Origin of the sequence: Herbaspirillum sp., assembly GCF_035644555.1 — a bacterium.
Lineage (GTDB): Bacteria > Pseudomonadota > Gammaproteobacteria > Burkholderiales > Burkholderiaceae_D > Herbaspirillum.
In genome coordinates this window covers 132,951-151,349 of record NZ_DASQOH010000052.1, presented here as the reverse complement: position 1 = coordinate 151,349, position 18,399 = coordinate 132,951, and the positions used below count along the sequence as shown (strand labels likewise).

22 protein-coding genes and 1 tRNA gene are annotated in these 18,399 nt (G+C 62.6%); 4 read left to right on the top strand and 19 right to left on the bottom strand.

Annotated features, from left to right (window positions below; all coding sequences use genetic code 11):
* Nucleotides 1-60 precede the first annotated feature (60 nt).
* From VE092_RS14485 to plsX, 12 genes are all read right to left on the bottom strand, one after another.
* Nucleotides 61-351, bottom strand: coding sequence for a glutaredoxin family protein (locus VE092_RS14485; protein ID WP_324877864.1), 291 nt, complete (start codon nucleotides 349-351; stop codon nucleotides 61-63).
* A gap of 109 nt (nucleotides 352-460) precedes the next feature.
* Nucleotides 461-1,939: a DegQ family serine endoprotease gene (locus VE092_RS14480; protein ID WP_324877862.1), complete on the bottom strand. Its 1,479-nt coding sequence runs from the start codon at nucleotides 1,937-1,939 to the stop codon at nucleotides 461-463.
* Between the two features lie 16 nt (nucleotides 1,940-1,955).
* Entirely contained in the window at nucleotides 1,956-2,990 is a 1,035-nt protein-coding gene (locus VE092_RS14475) for a MucB/RseB C-terminal domain-containing protein (RefSeq protein WP_414653495.1), read from the bottom strand.
* A gap of 1 nt (nucleotide 2,991) precedes the next feature.
* Complete coding sequence (locus tag VE092_RS14470; protein WP_324877858.1) at nucleotides 2,992-3,681, bottom strand: sigma-E factor negative regulatory protein; 690 nt, start codon at nucleotides 3,679-3,681, stop codon at nucleotides 2,992-2,994.
* Nucleotides 3,682-3,758: 77 nt separating this feature from the next.
* On the bottom strand, nucleotides 3,759-4,361 hold the full coding sequence (gene rpoE / locus VE092_RS14465) for an RNA polymerase sigma factor RpoE (RefSeq protein WP_006463502.1): 603 nt from the start codon (nucleotides 4,359-4,361) through the stop codon (nucleotides 3,759-3,761).
* A 91-nt stretch (nucleotides 4,362-4,452) separates the two neighbouring features.
* Nucleotides 4,453-4,950 (bottom strand): protein YgfX, encoded by a 498-nt coding sequence (locus VE092_RS14460; protein WP_324877855.1) that lies wholly within the window; start codon nucleotides 4,948-4,950, stop codon nucleotides 4,453-4,455.
* A gap of 69 nt (nucleotides 4,951-5,019) precedes the next feature.
* A complete protein-coding gene (gene fabF / locus VE092_RS14455) occupies nucleotides 5,020-6,261 on the bottom strand; it encodes a beta-ketoacyl-ACP synthase II (protein ID WP_324877853.1) in 1,242 nt (413 codons plus the stop codon).
* A gap of 33 nt (nucleotides 6,262-6,294) precedes the next feature.
* Nucleotides 6,295-6,534, bottom strand: a complete 240-nt coding sequence (acpP, locus tag VE092_RS14450; protein ID WP_006463505.1) for an acyl carrier protein — start codon at nucleotides 6,532-6,534, stop codon at nucleotides 6,295-6,297.
* A gap of 163 nt (nucleotides 6,535-6,697) precedes the next feature.
* Nucleotides 6,698-7,453: a 3-oxoacyl-ACP reductase FabG gene (gene fabG, locus VE092_RS14445; protein ID WP_324877850.1), complete on the bottom strand. Its 756-nt coding sequence runs from the start codon at nucleotides 7,451-7,453 to the stop codon at nucleotides 6,698-6,700.
* Nucleotides 7,450-8,382 carry an ACP S-malonyltransferase gene (gene fabD / locus VE092_RS14440; protein WP_324877848.1) on the bottom strand — a complete coding sequence of 311 codons (933 nt, stop codon included), beginning with the start codon at nucleotides 8,380-8,382 and terminating at the stop codon, nucleotides 7,450-7,452. Before fabD ends, fabG begins: the two co-directional genes overlap by 4 nt.
* 73 nt (nucleotides 8,383-8,455) lie before the next feature.
* A complete protein-coding gene (locus VE092_RS14435; RefSeq protein WP_324877846.1) occupies nucleotides 8,456-9,442 on the bottom strand; it encodes a beta-ketoacyl-ACP synthase III in 987 nt (328 codons plus the stop codon).
* A gap of 17 nt (nucleotides 9,443-9,459) precedes the next feature.
* A complete protein-coding gene (gene plsX / locus VE092_RS14430) occupies nucleotides 9,460-10,560 on the bottom strand; it encodes a phosphate acyltransferase PlsX (protein WP_324877844.1) in 1,101 nt (366 codons plus the stop codon).
* Here plsX and VE092_RS14425 point away from each other — a divergent pair.
* A complete protein-coding gene (locus VE092_RS14425; protein ID WP_324877842.1) occupies nucleotides 10,532-10,783 on the top strand; it encodes a hypothetical protein in 252 nt (83 codons plus the stop codon). The two genes, plsX and VE092_RS14425, sit on opposite strands and share 29 nt — an antisense overlap.
* A gap of 6 nt (nucleotides 10,784-10,789) precedes the next feature.
* On the opposite strand, the gene rpmF is transcribed toward VE092_RS14425, so the two are convergent.
* Both rpmF and VE092_RS14415 read right to left on the bottom strand, forming a co-directional pair.
* Entirely contained in the window at nucleotides 10,790-10,972 is a 183-nt protein-coding gene (gene rpmF / locus VE092_RS14420) for a 50S ribosomal protein L32 (RefSeq protein ID WP_006463510.1), read from the bottom strand.
* 113 nt (nucleotides 10,973-11,085) lie between these two features.
* Nucleotides 11,086-11,616, bottom strand: a complete 531-nt coding sequence (locus tag VE092_RS14415; RefSeq protein WP_324877840.1) for a YceD family protein — start codon at nucleotides 11,614-11,616, stop codon at nucleotides 11,086-11,088.
* A gap of 159 nt (nucleotides 11,617-11,775) precedes the next feature.
* On the opposite strand from VE092_RS14415, the gene VE092_RS14410 reads away from it, so the two are divergent.
* Complete coding sequence (locus VE092_RS14410; protein WP_324877837.1) at nucleotides 11,776-12,417, top strand: Maf family nucleotide pyrophosphatase; 642 nt, start codon at nucleotides 11,776-11,778, stop codon at nucleotides 12,415-12,417.
* Here VE092_RS14410 and VE092_RS14405 read toward each other — a convergent pair.
* From VE092_RS14405 to VE092_RS14395, 3 genes are all read right to left on the bottom strand, one after another.
* A complete protein-coding gene (locus VE092_RS14405; protein WP_324877835.1) occupies nucleotides 12,411-12,629 on the bottom strand; it encodes a DUF1289 domain-containing protein in 219 nt (72 codons plus the stop codon). The genes VE092_RS14410 and VE092_RS14405 overlap by 7 nt on opposite strands.
* Before the next feature lie 366 nt (nucleotides 12,630-12,995).
* Nucleotides 12,996-13,121 carry a hypothetical protein gene (locus VE092_RS14400; RefSeq protein ID WP_324877833.1) on the bottom strand — a complete coding sequence of 42 codons (126 nt, stop codon included), beginning with the start codon at nucleotides 13,119-13,121 and terminating at the stop codon, nucleotides 12,996-12,998.
* A gap of 77 nt (nucleotides 13,122-13,198) precedes the next feature.
* A complete protein-coding gene (locus VE092_RS14395) occupies nucleotides 13,199-14,395 on the bottom strand; it encodes an HPP family protein (RefSeq protein WP_324877831.1) in 1,197 nt (398 codons plus the stop codon).
* Nucleotides 14,396-14,563: 168 nt separating this feature from the next.
* Between VE092_RS14395 and VE092_RS14390 the strand changes: the two genes are divergently transcribed.
* Entirely contained in the window at nucleotides 14,564-14,989 is a 426-nt protein-coding gene (locus VE092_RS14390; protein ID WP_324877828.1) for a MarR family winged helix-turn-helix transcriptional regulator, read from the top strand.
* A gap of 113 nt (nucleotides 14,990-15,102) precedes the next feature.
* Nucleotides 15,103-16,125, top strand: a complete 1,023-nt coding sequence (locus VE092_RS14385; RefSeq protein WP_324877826.1) for a LacI family DNA-binding transcriptional regulator — start codon at nucleotides 15,103-15,105, stop codon at nucleotides 16,123-16,125.
* 8 nt (nucleotides 16,126-16,133) lie between these two features.
* Here the strand turns inward: VE092_RS14385 and VE092_RS14380 are convergent, their stop codons facing one another.
* Nucleotides 16,134-17,879, bottom strand: coding sequence for a GGDEF domain-containing protein (locus VE092_RS14380; RefSeq protein ID WP_324877824.1), 1,746 nt, complete (start codon nucleotides 17,877-17,879; stop codon nucleotides 16,134-16,136).
* 356 nt (nucleotides 17,880-18,235) lie between these two features.
* A tRNA-Ser gene (locus tag VE092_RS14375) sits at nucleotides 18,236-18,325 on the bottom strand.
* Nucleotides 18,326-18,399 lie beyond the last annotated feature (74 nt).

Genomic DNA, 18,399 nt, shown 5'->3' with positions numbered 1-18,399 from the left:
ACATGACTTTCAGGCAACATTTCATGCCTGAACTGTGCCTCACCACAGCGGGGGACGTCGTCACCACGCAGCAAGAAAATCCTGCAGGCGCGTCTGATCGAGATGGTAATGGCACAGTTGCAGCCAGCGGCCATCCGCCGTCCGTCCCATCAACACCGGCACCAGTTCGTCATAGTGCGCGAGCAGGGCCGGATCGGCATCCACATCGACCATCTCGATCGCGGCCGGCCGCTCACCCAGCGCCACGCGCAAGGCATCGCGCAAGTCATCGCACAGATGACAGTAACTGCGCGAATAGATGATGAACTGCAATGCGGCGGACGGCGCCGGCGGCGCTGCGAATACGGACATGGGCAATGGCGATCAATGCCGGGCGATGGATGGAAAAAGGCTGCGATCCCCGGGAATCGCAGCCTCGATGGCGTAACGCCCACAGGCGTCGGCCACTACCTCGATTTGCTCAGTTACCGCCGTTCGGGCGCAGCGGCACGAATTGCGAGGAGTCGCCACGGCGCACCAGTACCGCGGCGCGCTTCTTGGCATCCAGCTTGGCGACCAGTTGCGCGAACTGCTTGGCATCCTTGACATCGACCTCGTTGAGACGCTGGATCACGTCGCCCGGGCGGATGCCGGCCGCCGCGGCGGCACCGCTGACATTCTCCACCAGCACGCCGTTATCGACCTTCAACTCCTTCTTCTGGGCATCGGACAGGTCGCTGACCACCAGGCCCAGGGCATTGGGAGTGTTGTCGGGCTTGGCCTTCTTCTCTTCTGGCTGTTTAGGCTTGTCGGCTTCCAGCTCGACCACGGTCACGGTGAGGTCACGCGCACTGCCCTTGCGCCAGATGTTGACGGTGGCCTTGGCACCCGGCTTGGTGGCGCCGACCATGCGCGGCAGGTCGCTCGGACGTTCGATGGCAGTGCCGTTGTACTTCAGGATGATGTCGCCCGCCTCCAGGCCGGCCTTCTCGGCCGGACCGCCGGCTTCCACGCGCTGCACCAGCGCGCCCTGGGCACGAGCCAGGCCCAGCGATTCGGCCACGTCCTTGGTAACTTCGCCGATCTGCACGCCGATGCGGCCACGCGTGACGCGTCCGCTGGCCTTCAACTGGTCGGCCACGCGCAGCGCTTCATCGATGGGCACCGCAAAGGAGATGCCCATGAAGCCGCCGGAACGGCTGTAGATCTGCGAGTTGATCCCGACCACCTCGCCCTTGAGGTTGATCAGCGGGCCACCCGAGTTACCGGGATTGACGGCCACGTCGGTCTGGATCAGCGGCAGGTAGTCGCCGGTGTCACGCGCCTTGGCCGAGACAATGCCGGCGGTCACGGTGTTTTCCAGGCCAAAGGGCGAACCTATGGCCAGCACCCATTCGCCCACGCGGATCTTGTCGGAATCACCCATGTTCAGGCGCGGCAGGTTGCTGCCATCGATCTTGAGCACGGCCACATCGGTACGGGTATCGGAGCCGACGATCTTGGCCTTGAATTCGCGCTTGTCGGTCAGGGTCACATAGACCTCGCTGGCACCATCGACCACGTGGGCATTGGTCATGATGAAACCGTCCGCCGAAATGATGAAGCCCGAACCCACGCCGCGCGGCACTTCTTCCTGCTGACCCTGACCACCCTGCTTGCCATTGCCGCGCGGGGTCCCCGGCTGCTGCTGGCGCGGAATGGGGATGCCGAAGAAGCGACGGAAGAATTCCTGCATTTCCGGGTCATCCATCCCGCCCTGCCCCTGAGCATTCTGGCGCACACGCTCGGTGGTACGGATGTTCACCACCGCCGGGCCGGTACGCTCGACGATGTCAGCAAAATCGGGCAAGGCCGCGACGGCCGGGGATGCCACTGGAGGCGCCGCCAGCACGTCAGGCAGGACAGCGAAAACGGAAGCGGCCAGCAAGGCGCCGGCGAAGGTCTTCTTCAGGGGAGTCATTGCAACAGTCTCTCTTCTATTTGGATGTCAGTTCGATGGAATTGGAGACCTGCCGGATCGCGGCGGGCGGCACTTCCCCCACCACGGTCAGCCAGTAGTCTCCCTGGCGGCGGCCAAGGATGTTCATGGCCCCCTCCTGGATCGTACCTTCTTCCCTGCCCTGGCTGCCCGGCTCAATGAAGACCGAGATGGCGGCCAGGCCATCGGAAAACACGATCTGCGATACTTCACGCCCGGCCGGCCGGTTCTGGGCGGGTGCCGCCCCATCCGGCGCACGGTCCGGGATCAGGCGGCGCACCTGCTGCACCTTGCGGAATCCCGGTGGCGGTGTGACCCGCCATACCGACAGGTCGGCCGGGCTCATCGACGCCTGCTCGAGCTGCCAGCCGCGCGTATCCTTGTAAGTGGGGCTGACGCGGCTGCGATCAATCCCCCCGATCTCGATCTGGGTAAAGGAAATCTGCTCGATCACCTCCCCTTTCGCGCCCAGTGTCTGGGCCCGTAACAACAGGCCGGTGGACTTGTCGCCGCAGAAGCGATAGCCGTATCGCAACTGGTCCAGCGGTTCCAGCACGATGGCTCGACAAATGCGACCGGCCACGCGCTCCTCGGCACCGGCCGCAAAGCGGTAGTGCTCGGCCAGGTCTTCGGGGCGCGCATCCAGGATCGCGGGGAACACATCGCGGGTGACGCGTTTTTCCTTGCGCATGATGCGCAAGTCCGGCAGGTAGCTCACCACATCATCGTGATGACGGATAAACTCACGCGGCTTGCCGTCCAGCAGCTCCAGCTTTTCCTCTTCGCCCTTGGCTGTCATCACGTGCGTGACGCGCGAGCTGCGTATCACGGAGCCCTGCTGATAGACGAAACTGCCGGAATAATTCAAGCGCTGGGCAGCGGATTGCATTTTCAGCAATTGCACTGACAGGGGGGAGGAAATGGAGGCTTCGCTGGCCGGCGGTGCAGACACACCATCCGCCGCACGGGCGGATGGTGAAAACAACACGGGCAGGAAGCAGAGTACGCCGTACAGACGCCCCGTTTGACGCATCTTATTTATCGGCGTCAGAGGAGAAGGCTGCGGAACGTGCGTATTGCGCCGAACTGTAGGAAGGCGAGAAACGCTGGTGGGCGAACAGGTACTGGTCGATGCGCGGATCGCGCTTGACCTCACCCTGCTGGGCCAGCGAACTCAACTGGTTGACGTTCTGGGGGCTGCCGGTGGTGTCAGCCACCGTGGCAATCGCCGACGGCACCGACGGCGAGGCCAGCGGGGCCGAGGCCACCTGGGCGACCGGCGCGGCCAACCGGGCGTCCGCCGTCACCACGGCCTGCTGCGGCATGGCCACGAACACCGCGGCCACGGCAGCGGCCGCCGCTGCGGCACTAGGCATGAGCAGACGCACCAAGCGACCCGGACGGGCAGCGCGATGATCGCCATTGGCCGCCTTGACTGCCGCCACAGGCTGGGCCGCCGGCACCGTTGCCGCAGCCGGCTGCGGCGCGACAATGGCCGGCTCGGCATCCAGCAAGGCCGCCATGCGTGCAGAGAAGCCGGCGCTCAGGGAGACACCCATCTCCTCCGATCGCAGCACCTCGCCGATGCGGTGGTAATCCTCCCACGCGTCCTGGGCGTCCTCGGAAGAACGCAGGGCCGCGAAGGCAAGGGTCATTTCGTCAGAGCTCAACTCGCCATCGGCAAGGGCTGAGATCTGTTCTCTGGTCGTTACTTTGGTATCCATAAGCAGTCACCCGGCAAAAATCTTAGTTCCATACCCGCTTTATTATTTTCTTTTTTAACAACAGGCCTGCGGCCTCATCACCAGCGCTTGTCCGCCGCCGTATCCAGCAGTGGACGCAACTTCTCGGCAATTGCTTCCCGCGCACGGAAAATACGGCTGCGCACGGTGCCGATCGGACAATTCATCGCATCTGCAATCTCGTCGTAGCTCAACCCCTCGATCTCGCGCAACGTGATAGCAGTACGTAATTCTTCCGGCAATGCCTCCATCGCTACGTTGACCGTCTGAGCAATCTGCTTGGTGGCCAGCATCGACTCTGGAGTGTTGATGTCCCTCAGATGGTCCGCATCGTCAAAAGTTTCAGCTTCTTCTGCATCTGCTTCTGTGGAAGTGGGCGCCCTGCGGCCCATGGTGACCAGATAGTTCTTGGCAGTGTTGATGCCGATGCGGTAAAGCCAGGTATAGAAGGCCGAATCGCCGCGGAATTGCGGCAGCGCGCGGTAAGCCTTGATGAAGGCTTCCTGCACAACGTCTTCGGCTTCGGCCTGGTCGCGCACCAGGCGCGAGACCAGGCGCATCAGCTTGCGTTGATACTTGACTACCAATAGCTCGAACGCCTTCTTGTCGCCACGCTGCACGCGCTCAACAAGCTGCTGATCTATTTCGCGTTCTGTCGTCAAACCGGGTTCCTTGTTTTTTATGGCCGTGTTGTTCTATCGTCATTGCCTGTGGCAGATGCTTCCAGCCCGGCAATTTTCAAGCCTGCCGACCTTATTTTTCCAGCATCCTCGCCTTGGCCGTATTGTGACTGATCAGCCAACGACACGCCACGGAAAGTGCGCGGAAGGTATCTTCGGAAACCGAGTCCGGAAGGATGGGAATGGTACGGGTCTTGCCGTTTTCCAGGCGCAATCGCAGGAACAGCATGCCCGGCCAGATGGTACTGCCGCCCAGCAACTGGGCCAAACCGGCCTTCATGACCTGCGGCTTGGCGCGCGCCGATTGCACCAGATGCTCCACGACGCGGATCTGCCCGGTACCGGAAATATGCAGCCAGATGACCTTGCGATCCCGCAACACCAGGACCAGGGCGAGCGCAGCGGCCAGGATGCAGAGCCCGGCCAGACCAATGCGCGCCGGCCAGGACAGCGTACCCGGCAGCAGCAGCGAAACCAGTATCCCGGTCAGCGCCACGCACAGGCAGGCGAAACCGGTGACCAGCAGCAGCAGGCGGGAAGGTTTGATATCGGCAGAGACTGCGATCGACATAAGATGCCCGGGAGCGATGGCGCCATCAAAACGACAAACCCGGCTTCCTGGGAAGCCGGGCCTTGCATTTTACATCTTGCCGATGACCAGGGTACCGTTGGTGCCACCGAACCCGAAGGAGTTCTTGACGGCAATATCGATCTTCATATCCCGCGCCTGGTTGGCGCAGTAATCCAGATCGCACTCCGGATCCTGGTTGAAGATGTTCATGGTCGGCGGCGACACCTGATTGTGCACGGCTAGGACGGTCAGCACGGTCTCCAGACCACCGGCGCCACCCAGCAGGTGACCGGTCATGGATTTGGTCGAATTGACAACCATCTTGTAAGCATGATCACCAAAAGCGGCCTTGATCGCATCCGATTCGTTCTTGTCGCCCAGCGGGGTCGAGGTACCGTGCGCGTTCAGATACTGCACTTCGTCGGCATTGACGCCGGCGTCGCGCAACGCATTGAGCACACAGCGACGCGGACCATCCAGATTCGGCGCGGTCATGTGGTAAGCGTCGCCGCTCATGCCAAAGCCCAGCAGTTCTGCATAGATCTTGGCGCCACGTGCCTTGGCGTGTTCGTACTCTTCCAGCACCATCACGCCGGCACCCTCGCCCAGCACGAAGCCGTCGCGATCCTTGTCCCACGGACGGGACGCGGTCGCCGGATCATCGTTGCGGGTCGACAGCGCGCGCGCCGAAGCGAAACCACCGATGCCGAGCGGCGAGACGCTGGATTCAGCGCCGCCAGCAACCATTACATCCGCATCACCGTACATGATCATGCGCGCGGCCGAACCGATGCAGTGCAAACCGGTGGTGCAGGCGGTGACAATCGCCAGGTTAGGGCCCTTCAGACCGAACTTGATGGACAAGTTGCCGGAGATCATGTTGATGATCGAAGCCGGGATGAAGAAGGGACTGATGCGGCGCGGACCACGGTTGGTCAGTTCGGCGTGGGTATCTTCGATCAGCGGCAAGCCGCCGATGCCCGAACCGATCATGACGCCGATGCGCTCGGCATTCTCGTCGGTCACCGTCAAGCCACTGTCCTGGATGGCCTGGATACCGGCGGCCATGCCGAAGTGGATGAAGGTGTCCATATGACGCGCTTCCTTGGCGGGGATGTAATCCTCGATATTGAAGCCCTTGACTTCACCGGCGAAGTGCGTGGTGAAGGGGGTAGCGTCGAATTTGGTGACGGTAGCGATGCCGGACTTGCCTTCCTTGATGGCACTCCACGTATCGGCGACGTTGTTGCCGACAGGCGAGATGCATCCCAGGCCGGTAATGACTACACGACGTTCACGAGTGCGGCTCAAGCAATTCTCCTGAAACTTTGACCAAAGCCCTTATCAGGCCTTGACTTGCGACTTGGCGTAGTCGATCGCCTGTTGCACGGTGGTGATCTTCTCGGCTTGTTCGTCGGGGATTTCCATTTCGAACTCATCTTCCAGTGCCATGACCAGCTCGACGGTGTCCAGCGAGTCGGCGCCCAGGTCGTCCACGAACGACGATTCGTTCTTGATGTCGGCTTCGGCGACGCCCAGTTGCTCAGCGACGATCTTCTTAACGCGTTGTTCGATATCGGACATAGTGTTCCTCCAGAGGGATGATAGGTTACAAAAGTGCGCGCATTTTAGCAGGTTTGCGCGGGGAAAATTTACTTTTAACTATTCCTGGCAAGATTGCGCCAAGTGCAGCTTAACTTCAAACAAAAGTCGACAAAAGGACTTGAATCAAGCCCAGAGGACCGACTCAACCCATGTACATGCCACCGTTCACATTGAGGGTGGTACCGGTGATGTAGGCGGCTTGCGGCGAGGCCAGGAAGGCCACCGCATAGGCGATCTCCTCGGCCGCTCCGAGACGGCCCAACGGGATCTGCTGCAAGATGGCGGCGGACTGCTGCTCGTTCAAGGCCTTGGTCATGTCGGTATCGATGAAGCCGGGCGCCACGCAATTGACGGTGATATTGCGGCTGCCGATCTCGCGCGCCAGCGCACGGCTCATGCCGGCCACGCCGGCCTTGGCGGCGGCGTAGTTCATCTGGCCGGGATTGCCGGCCTCGCCCACCACCGAAGTGATGTTGATGATGCGGCCGCTGCGGGCCTTCATCATGCCGCGCAGTACGGCGCGGGAGAGACGGCCCACGGCCGTGAGGTTGGTGGCGATGACGCTGTCCCACTCCTCGTCCTTCATACGCATGGCCAGTTGGTCCTGGGTGATACCGGCATTGTTGACCAGGATGGACAGCGAACCAAATTCCTTCTGCACCTGCTCCACCACGGCCACGCTGGCCTCGGCATCGTTGACGTTCAACACCACGCCACGACCAGCTTCCGGCCCCAGCACCGCCAGGTATTCACTGATGGCGGCCGCGCCGGCCTCGGAGGTGGCGGTACCGACCACCTTGGCACCCTGGCGCGCCAGCTCGGTGGCGATGGCACGACCGATACCACGCGACGCACCGGTCACCAGAGCAACCTGGCCCTGCAGATTCTGTGCACTCATTTCAGCAGCTCCAATACTTTGTTCAGGGATTCCTGGTCGACGATGGCCTCGCCCACCAGTTCGCCATTGATACGCTTGGTCAGGCCGGTCAGCACCTTGCCGGGACCACATTCGATCAGATGGGTCACACCATCGGCGGCCATCTTCTGCACGGTCTCGACCCAGCGCACGGGCGCTGCAGCCTGGCGCACCAGCGCATCCTTGATAGCAGCCGGCTCGCTGACCACGGCCACATCGACGTTATTGATCAGCGCAATCTGCGGTGCGGCAAATGCCACGTTGGCCAGATAGGCTTGCAGGCGATCCGACGCCGGCTTGAGCAGCGACGAGTGGAACGGCGCCGACACCGGCAGCGGCAATGCGCGCTTGGCGCCCTTGGCCTTGGCGATGTCGCAGGCGCGACCGACTGCGGCCTTGTGGCCGGCGATCACGACTTGCGCCGGCGCGTTGAAGTTGACGGCCTCGACCACTTCGCCCTGTGCGGCTTCGACACAGGCGGCGCGCACGTCGTCGTCCGACAGACCGAGAATGGCGGCCATGCCACCCTGCCCGACCGGCACGGCTTCCTGCATGGCCTGGGCGCGGAAGCGCACCAGCGGCACGGCATCCTTGAACTGGATCACGCCGGCGGCGACCAGCGCCGAGTATTCACCCAGGCTGTGGCCAGCGACCAGCGCAGGCGCCTTGCCACCGGCGGCCAGCCAGGCGCGGTAGAAAGCTACGGCGGCCGTCAGCATGACCGGCTGGGTATTGGTGGTCAGGTCCAGGTCTTCCTTGGGGCCTTCAGCAATGAGCTTGCCGAGGTCGAACTGCAGGGCGTCGGAGGCTTCGGCGACGGTCTGGCGGACGACTTCGTTGTCGGCGAAACCATTGAGCATCCCGATCGCCTGAGAACCCTGGCCCGGGAAAACGAAAGCAAATGTTGTCATGCTTGGATGTGATTGAGTGGATAAAAATGCGGGCGCCACGCCGCATGCAGCGGCAACAAGCTCCCTGCCCTGCTTACATGCGTACCAGCACAGCACCCCAGGTGAAGCCGCCGCCCACGCCTTCCATCATGACGGTATGGCCGGGCCGGATGCGGCCGTCGCGCACTGCCTGGTCCAGCGCCAGCGGAATCGAGGCGGCCGAGGTATTGCCATGCTCGGCCACGGTGACCACCATCTTTTCCAGCGGCAGGCCGAGTTTCTTGGCGGTGCCCTGCATGATGCGGATATTGGCCTGGTGCGGCACCAGCCAGTCCACTTCGCTGGACTGCATGCTGGCCGCCTCCAGCGCCTCACGCGCCACCTTGTCCAGCACCGAGACGGCCAGCTTGAATACCGCAGGGCCGTCCATGTACAGATAGGCCGAGCCGGCCACCGCACCATTGTCGACGCTGCCTGGCACGCACAGGATATGACCATGACTGCCATCGGCGTGCAGCCTGGTGGCCAGCACACCCGGCTCGGTCGATGCGCTCATGATGATGGCGCCGGCCCCGTCGCCGAAGAGCACGCAGGTAGTGCGATCCTTGAAGTCGAGGATGCGCGAGAAGACTTCCGCGCCGATCACCAGCACGTTCTTGTGGGCGCCCGACTTGATGAAGCTGTCAGCCACCGACATGGCATAGACGAAGCCGCTGCACACTGCCTGCACATCCATGGCCGGCGCGCCGTTGGTGATGCCCAGCTTGCGCTGGACCACACAGGCGGTGCTGGGAAAGCCACCCAGGTGATCCGGAGTGGAGGTCGCCATGATGATCAGGTCGATATCATTGGGCTGCATGTTGGCCGCCTCCAGCGCGCGCTGCGCCGCGGCCAGGGCCAGATCGCTGGAGAGCTGGGTCGGCTCGGCATAGTGACGCGCGGAGATGCCGCTGCGCGTGACGATCCACTCATCCGAGGTCTCGATACCCTGCTCTGCCAGTTGTGCAGCCAGTTCGTGATTGGTCACGCGCTTGGTCGGCAGGTAGCTGCCGGTGCCGACGATTTTGCTGTAAGTGGTCATGCCGTCTTCTTGCTCTGTTAGTTCGGTTGATCCAGCGAGACCGGTGCCGCAGGCTCCATCGCCGCGACGGCCGGCTCGACCGTGCGCCCCTGTCCCTGGGGCATCAGCTCCGCCATGCTGGCGGCAATACGGGCGAGCACATCATACTTGGCCGCATCATAGGCACGGCGGATGGCCCATTCGAACGCATACACATCGGCGCCGCCGTGGCTCTTGAAGACCAGGCCTTTGAGGCCCAGCAGGCTGGCGCCATTGTAACGGGAAGGATTGAGGCGGCGCGACAGCGCCTTGATGGCGCCATAGGCGATCAAGGCGCCCAGCTTGTTGACGAAGCCCTTCTTGAACTCGCTGGTGAGCACGCTCTTGACGAAGCGACCCAGCCCCTCGGAGGCCTTCAGGGTCACATTGCCGACGAAACCGTCGCACACCACCAGGTCGGTCGTGCCTTCGAAGATGTCATTGCCTTCCACGTTGCCGTAGAAATTGAGGATACCCTTCTCATGATCGGCACGCAGCAGCCCGGCGGTTGCCTTGACCAGTTCGTTGCCCTTCATGTCTTCCTCACCCACGTTCAACAGGCCCACGGTCGGCTTGGGCTTGCCCTCCATGACCGCCACCAGGGCCGAGCCCATCAGTGCAAATTGATGTAAATGCTGAGGCTCGCAGTCGACGTTGGCACCGAGGTCGAGCATGTAGGTAGGACCATCCTTCTGGTTGGGCAGGATGGTGCAAATGGCCGGGCGATCCACGCCCGGCAGGGTCTTGAGCACATAGCGCGACACTGCCATCAGGGCCCCGGTGTTGCCGGCCGACACGGCCGCCTGGACCACACCATCCTTGACCAGGTTCACGGCCACGCGCATGGACGAATCCTTCTTGCGGCGCAGGGCGACCTCGATGGGGTCTTCCATGGTCACCACCTCGGTGGCGTTGCGGATCTGCACCCGCGGCTCGCCGGCCAGCCGGTATTTCTTGAGCAGCGGCTGCAGCACGCTTTCCTGGCCCACCAGGATCAGCTCGGCATCGGATTGGCGCTTCAGGAAGGAGGCGGCGGCCGGAAGAGTGACTGACGGGCCATGATCGCCACCCATGCAGTCGATTGAAATTTTGATGGTCATCGATTTGATTCAGAGCCTTGCCAGCCCACATTATGAGGCAGATTGGAGACCGTTCAAAATAGCACGCTTGTACAGCGCGGAAAGTGAAGGTTCACGCAAGCAGGCAGGCACGTCCGCACACGGATTACACGGATGCTACGGACATAAAAAAGCGGCGCAAAATGAACCTCCTGAATCAGAAGCTCATTGCGCCGCTTTTCTCCAAAAACAGCAAGCTCAATGAATGAGATTACTCGTCGTTCTTGGTCTTCAGCACCTTGCGACCACGGTAGAAACCGTTCGGGCTGATGTGATGACGCAGGTGGGTTTCACCAGTCGTCGGCTCGACAGCCAGCGGGGGTGCAGTCAGAAAGTCGTGTGCACGATGCATACCGCGCTTGGACGGGGTCTTTTTGTTCTGTTGAACGGCCATGATTACTCCTAAACCTTACTTAAGATTGAAAATTTTAACACACCGGGTTCAGGTTTCCGCAAACCCGCTGTGCCGCTGCCCGGCATCTACCAGACATTCCCCAACAATACTTGTTACTGCTTCAACTTCTTCAGTACCTCAAACGGGGAAGCCCGTTCAGCACCTTTGGCCTCGGCCGCCACACCACCCTCAGGACAGACGTCATGCTTGGGCGCCACCGGCAGGGCCAGCAACGCATCGTCCTCGATCAGGTAGTTCACATCGAAGGCTGCCGATCCGACGATGACATCGATCCCGTCATCATCCAGCAGTTCTTCGATGGCGTCGGCTTGCGCCTCATCTTTTGCCAATACCAGCAGCGACTTCGAATCAATCTCGAAATTCAATGCCGTCAGGCAACGCTGACAGATCAGATTAACCGCACCCGACACTGCCAGACTGAGTTGAGCGTGCCCCAGCTTGTCGATATCGCCGGACAAGGCCCAACGAATCGCGCCGGAACGGTCAACCGTCTCTTGCGCCAGACGACCTAATTCAGCAACCGGAATCTCACCCTGCGCCTGCTGTTTCAGCCTGCAGAATTCGAACGCGTCAATGACAAATGCATTCATAGCTAAAGCAGAATCCGGAAAACCTGCGATCATAACAGAAAATTTCCTTACCAGTCAAAGCCTTAGCGGGCCAATTGCGTCTTGCCGATAAAAAAATGCACGACTTGTCACAACAAAACCGCTTTCGCCACGATTTTCCGCCAAAATCCGGGTTTTACTTGCCAGAGTCGCATCATCGTCCTCTCCATCATCATGTCGCGCCCCCACCCCGATCCCTCCCCCGCCCGCCTGATCCTCGGCTCCAGCTCGGTCTATCGCAAGCAATTGCTGAGCCGGCTCGGCCTGCAGTTCGAGACCATGATTCCGGACATCGATGAAACCCCGCTGGCCGGCGAAGCCCCGGAAACCACCGCGCTGCGCCTGGCGCGCGAGAAGGCCGCTGCCATCGCCGCCCGCAGCGGCCCGGCGCTGGTGATCGGCTCGGATCAGGTGGCCACACTGGATGGCCGACAGATCGGCAAGCCGGGCAACCATACCAATGCGCTGCAACAATTGCAGATGATGCGCGGGCGCGAAGTGGTCTTCCACACCGCCCTGTGCCTGTGGGATGGCCGTCGGCCGGACGCGGCCACTGCGGCGCAGCTGTGCAATGTGCAGACGCTGGTGCGCTTTCGCGACCTGGAGGATGCCGAGCTGGACGCCTACCTGCGCATCGAACAACCCTACGATTGCGCCGGTAGCGCCAAGAACGAGGGGCTGGGCATCGCCATCCTGGAAAGCATCCGCAGCGACGACCCGACGGCGCTGACCGGTCTGCCGCTGATCGCGCTGACGGGCATGCTGCGCCAGGCCGGCGTCCGGTTCTTCGGGAGCGGGAACGCCGACCCTCAGTAGTTGCGGCGCGGGTAGCCTTCGGCCAGGATGCGCTGCCACACCACCTCACGCTGCTCCACGTTCATGAAGACCCACTGCGCCACCTCGTCGACGGTGCGACCGCACCCGCGGCAGACATCATCGAAGGTGGTCGAGCAGACCGCCACGCAGGGCGTATCGGGCCGCTCAGGCAGGGGTGACAGGGACGACGGGGACAAGGGAGTGGAAGACATTGAACAGAATCTGGGCAAAAAACATGAAGCGGCATGGCGAGGGCATCGAACATTGCCGTGCGCGCCGTATCCCCGCATCTTACCAAGAACCAGTGGGCCTTCCTCCCTACCACCGGAAGGGATAATCACCCCACACTGCGCAAGACCGAACGAACGAGCAAAAAAAAGCCCGCGACCATACGGTGCGGGCTTGAATCCAATTTCTTAAGGAGGAGATTGGAGGAGACAGGTGCAACTATAGCGATGCCCCATTGCGGAGTCTGCTTTATTGTGGCAATAGCAGATATTCACCAGTCTAATAACTGTTGCGGCACGGCCTCATTCTCCCTCATCCCGTTTCACCCAGCCGCGCTTGCGTCGTCTGCCTCACGCCACCTGAACCATCGGCATCAGTCCCGAGGTCACCGGCCGTGGCGGATTACCACCCTTGCGACCACATGCCTGCAGCAGCAAGACCCCGCAGAGCGCCAGAACCATCGCACCTGTTCTCATGATCAGCTCCCTATGTGAAGTAGCAGGCCGCCAGGCGCGGCCCCGGGCATTCACCATCCGCCTTGCCGCCCCGACTGTCAAGCCGCACTGCGCAGTCCCGGTGCAGTGCGGGCCGCGGCCAGGTTCTTTTCATAGAGCGCGGCGATCATGTCCGATTGCGTGAGCATCCCGGCCAGCTTGCCATCGGCCTGCACCACCGGAATCTGATGCAGGCCATCGGCCATGCGCGGCACCAGCTCCAGCACAGGCGTATCCACCTGCGCCGTAATTACCGGACGGCTCATGATCTGCCCCACCACCTCCGGCTTGTCCGAGTGACTCAACGGCACACGGTGCAACAGCCGACGCAATTGTGCCGCCAGGCCGGTATGCACCTCGATCCCGGCATGCTCCAGAAAATCGCTGCGACTGATGATGCCAATCACATGCCGCCCGCGGTCCAGTACCGGCATGGCGCGCAGCCGATGCTGCTGCAACAGCCGCCAGGCCTCGTCCAGCCCGGTGGCGAACTCTACCGCTACCACATCGCGTGACATGACCGCCGCACACAGGGTCTGGCCGAACCGGCGGTGATAGGCACGCATCTCGGTTTGCAGAAAGATCTCTTCCAGATCGTCGCGCCCGATGTCGAGCACCTGGTTGAAATTCTTCAACACCTGATCCAGGTCTTCATGCGAAAACCCCAGCCGCGTGATCGGCAGTTCATCACGGGTCTGGTGCGGATGTGCTGCGCCACTGTGCTGAGCATGCGGATACCGACGTCCGGTGGCATTGTTGAAAAACAGTGCGGCGAGCAACAACAGCGCCGAATTGAGCAGGACCGGCGACAGCACGAAGGCATAGCCCATCTCATGCACCACCGGCCCGCCCAGTACGGCGGTCAACGCCACCGCACCGCTGGGCGGGTGGATGCAACGCAACAGAAACATCGCGCCGATGGCCAGCGAAATTGCCAGCGCCGCCGCCAAGGCCGGCTCCTGGACCAGCCTGGCGCAAGTTACGCCGATCACGGCGGCGCACAGATTGCCGCCGATGATGGACCAGGGCTGGGCCAGCGGACTGGATGGCACTGCAAACAGCAGCACCGCCGACGCGCCCATGGGGGCGATCAGCCAGATGGTCCGTGCATCGTGCGGCAGCAGCGCATAACTGATCAGGCCGACCATCAGGATCCCGAACAGGCTGCCCACGCAGGAGCGCATGCGCTCGAAGCGATCGACATTGGTCTTGGCAGGAATAAAACTTTTGAACCACAGCAAGATAGAATCGGGCATATCCGTTCCGTAACGACTTGGGCAGACGACAGCCCGGGCGCGAGGCTCCAGGCAAATACCGCAATTACATCACAAGATGATATATATGTCCCGCTTACCCCTTCTCATCGCCCCTCTTTCGGGGACTACCCCGACCACCAAGGCCCTCGCGCGCCAAGGCCGGCACTCATGAAAAGCGCCAGCCGCCTGCAAAAGGAAGATTTCGAGGCTCTGTCGGATTTTCGCTACCAGTTGCGACGTTTCCTGCGCTTTTCCGAGGAGGCGGCGCAAAGCGAGGGGCTCACGCCCCTGCAATACCTGCTGCTGTTGCATATCAAGGGATTTCCGGGACGCGACTGGGCCAGCATCAGCGAGCTGGCCGAACGCCTGCAGGCCCAGCACCACGGCGTGGTGGCGCTGGTGACACGCTGCGTAAAGGCGGGCCTGGTGACCCGCACCCCGGACGACCGCGACAAGCGGCTGGTGCAGGTCCGCCTGACCGACCTGGGCGAGCAATACCTGCATCGACTGGCGCAGCTGCATCGCAATGAGCTGCAGTCGCTGTCGGGCGTATTCCAGGTCTCGCACATCTCGGCCTTCAATGACCGCGACTGAATCGCGCGAATGAAGCCGGCCGCGCGTCGCCCACCGACGGCCTGCGGAGGTCCGCAGGTCCCGCCGGGGCGAGCTGCTGTTATGCTTGCGACAACCCGTCACCACCCGATTCCATGACCCGCAAAACCGCCACCGCCACTGCGCCCGCCCGCGCCATCACCAAGGAAGACGTGGCCCGCGCCGCCGGCGTGTCGCACATCACGGTATCGCGGGTCATCAATACGCCGGAGAAGGTCGCGCCGGCCACCCGCGAGCGCGTCGAGGCCTTCATCAGCAGCATGGGCTACATCCCCAATATGCTGGCCGGTGGCCTGGCCTCGCGCCGCACCCGGATCGTGGCCGCCATCGTGCCCACCATCAGCCATTCGATCTTCGCCGAAAGCGTACGCGGCCTGTCGGAACAGCTGAGCCTGCAGGGCTACCAGCTGCTGCTGGGGCAGACCAATTATTCGGAAGCGGCCGAGACCGCACTGGTGGAAGCCTTCATCGGTCGCCGCGTGGATGGCCTGGTGCTCACCGGCGTGCAGCACTCCGCGCGCACCCGCCAGCGCCTCAAGGCCGCCGGCATCCCGGTGGTGGAAACATGGGATCTGAGCGCGCAGCCCATCGACATGCTGGTGGGCTTCGACAACCACGCTGCCGGCCACGCCATGGGGCAATACCTGTACCGCAAGGGCTATCGGCGCATGGCCTTCGTCGGCGGCGAAGATCCGCGCGGACTGGCGCGCTTTGCCGGTCTGCGCCAGGCGCTGCTGGCGCAGGCGGCGCCGGAACCGCTGCACCTGGTGGTGCCGATGGGCGCCTTCCTGCAGGCCGGACGCGAAGCCATCTGCCGCCTGCTGGCGCAACAACCCGCCATCGAGGCGGCCTTCTTCAGCAATGACGTGATGGCTGCCGGCGCCGCCCTGGAATGCGCGCGCCGCGCCATCGCCGTGCCGCAACGCATCGCGCTGGCCGGCTTCGCCAATCTGGAAATCGCACCGGAAGTGCTGCCGGCCCTGACCACGGTTCAGATCAGCGCCCACCAGATCGGGGTCACGGCCGCCGAGATGCTGCTCACCCGTTTCGATGGCGAAGCGGTGTCGCAGCCCGTCTGCGACCTAGGCTACGCCATCCTCGAACGCGACAGCACCTGAATCCGGCGTCACTGGCCGTTTTCCTCGATGCCGGCCAGCTCGACCCGATTGCGACCACTGCGCTTGGCCCGGTACAGCGCCAGGTCGGCGCGCCTGATCATCTCGTCGAGCCCCTCGCCGCCCTGCAACGCCGCCACACCGAAGCTGGCCGTGAACCTGATCCGCTGGCCCTGCTCGCTATCGAACTCCGTCAGCGCCAGCACCGCGCGCAGCTTTTCAGCCACGCTGCCGGCCTGTTCCAGCCCCGACTCCGGCAGCAGGATGATGAATTCTTCGCCGCCATAGCGGGCCAACACGTCGACCTTGCGCAGCAGTGCAGCCGCCGTCTGCGCCGCTCCGCGCAGGACCAGATCGCCGGCCTGGTGGCCATGGGTATCGTTGATGCGCTTGAAGTGATCGATGTCGAACAGCAGCACTGCCAGCGGACGCCCGTAACGCTCGGCCACCGCCATCTGCTGCGCGGCCTGGGCAAAGAAGGCGCGCCGGTTCAGGATGCCAGTCAGGAAGTCGGTATTGGACGAAGTCTGCAATTGCGTGATCAGCGCCTCGCGCTCGGCGGCCAGGCTGGTGCGCTCGCGCATGCGCTGCTTTAACACGCGCAGGGCGCGCATCATGCCGGCTATCTCGTCACGATGGCGGGTCTCGGGGATCTCCTGCTCCAGCTTGCCCTCCACCAGCCCTGCCACCAGATCGGTGGCCCGCACCAGCGGCTGCACCACGCGCCGCCGGATCAGCACTACCAGCAACTGGAAGAACAGGCAGGCCAGCAGCGTCAAGCCCACCACCAGCACCAGCAGGCTGCGCGCCCGCGTGTTGTTCTGCTCGGCCTGGCGCATCAGGTCGGCCAGCAGCAGGTCGCGCAGGTCGGTGATGGATTGCATCTGCGGCACATAGAACTTGTACAGGTCGGCCGGGGTGACACCATAACTGCTGGAATGCAGCCCGATCTGCAGCAGGAAATCGAGGAACTGGAAACCGCTGTCGAAATACTCCTTGTCCACCCGCTCGACGGCGGCAGCGAACTCGGGCCGACCCGCATAGCCGGCCAGCTGGGCCGCGATGACACCCCGCAGCAGCTCGATACGACCATACAGCCGGCCGATCTCGATGACCTCGTCCTGAACCAGCTGGCGGTGGGTGATCAGCGGAGCCACGAAGCGCGAGCCGACTTGCCCGGCGTATTCGCGCAGGCTGGCGGTGGCGCGCACGGCCGACAGACCATCCCGCAGCCGAGGGTCTGCGCGGTCCACCTCCAGGCTCAGTTCGCTGACCACGCGGATCATCAGCGGCATCAGGTCCACCATGCCGGCGACGGCCGCCAGCACCAGCACATCGCTGCGATGGTCCGCATCCAGCCGCGCCACCCGGTCCAGGTTGGCGCGTGCCGGCCCCAGCCCCTGCTCGACCGTGCGCACCTTGTCCAGCGCCCATGACTGGCGCAGCCGGGGGTCGGCCTCCAGCGCAGCATGCAGGCTGGTCAGGGCGGCATCGCTCTGCTGCCGGGCAACGGCCAGTTGCCGCATCGTGGCCTCGGCCTGTTGCGGCGACGCCGCCATGAAGGCATTAGCCGGGCCACGCTCCGCCGAGACCTTTTCCATGGCCAGCAGCGCCAGCCGCAGATTGCGCAAGGCCGGTACGCTGTTGGCACCACTGCGATAGGTATTCCACTCCGTCCAGACCAGTGCGACCGCAAACGCCAGAAACAGCATCAGCAAGGCAATGGAGATGAGCCGGAACAGACGATTCAAGGACATGATGAGCTCGCTACGAAGGCATTGACGACTATAACAAGGCCGACCTGGTGAAGGTACGACGACATCGCGAGCAGGGATGAAAAAAAGCGGCTGGCAGCCACAGTATGGCCACGGAAGTGGATGCATCCTCCCATACACCGGGAGAAAGCCGGCGCGGCATGCGCTTCCCCCTCGTGAGCGCATGGCAGCCGATGCCTGAGATGAACGGAGCGACGGCGTGACAAGGCAGCCGGCGACGATGGACCGTCCGGTCTGTGCAGTCGCAACACCGGAAGCAGCGCGCACGACAGACAAAAAAATAAGGCCCTGAAAAATTCAGAGCCTTATCTCTACAACTTCTACAACATCAAGCCAACTGGCGGAGAGGGTGGGATTCGAACCCACGGTACGGGAAACCGTACGCCTGATTTCGAGTCAGGTACATTCGACCACTCTGCCACCTCTCCGGTTAACTTCGGTCGTTTCACTGCGTGGTGCAGCAAAGACAGCGACTATATCAGAACTATTTTCATAGTGGAAT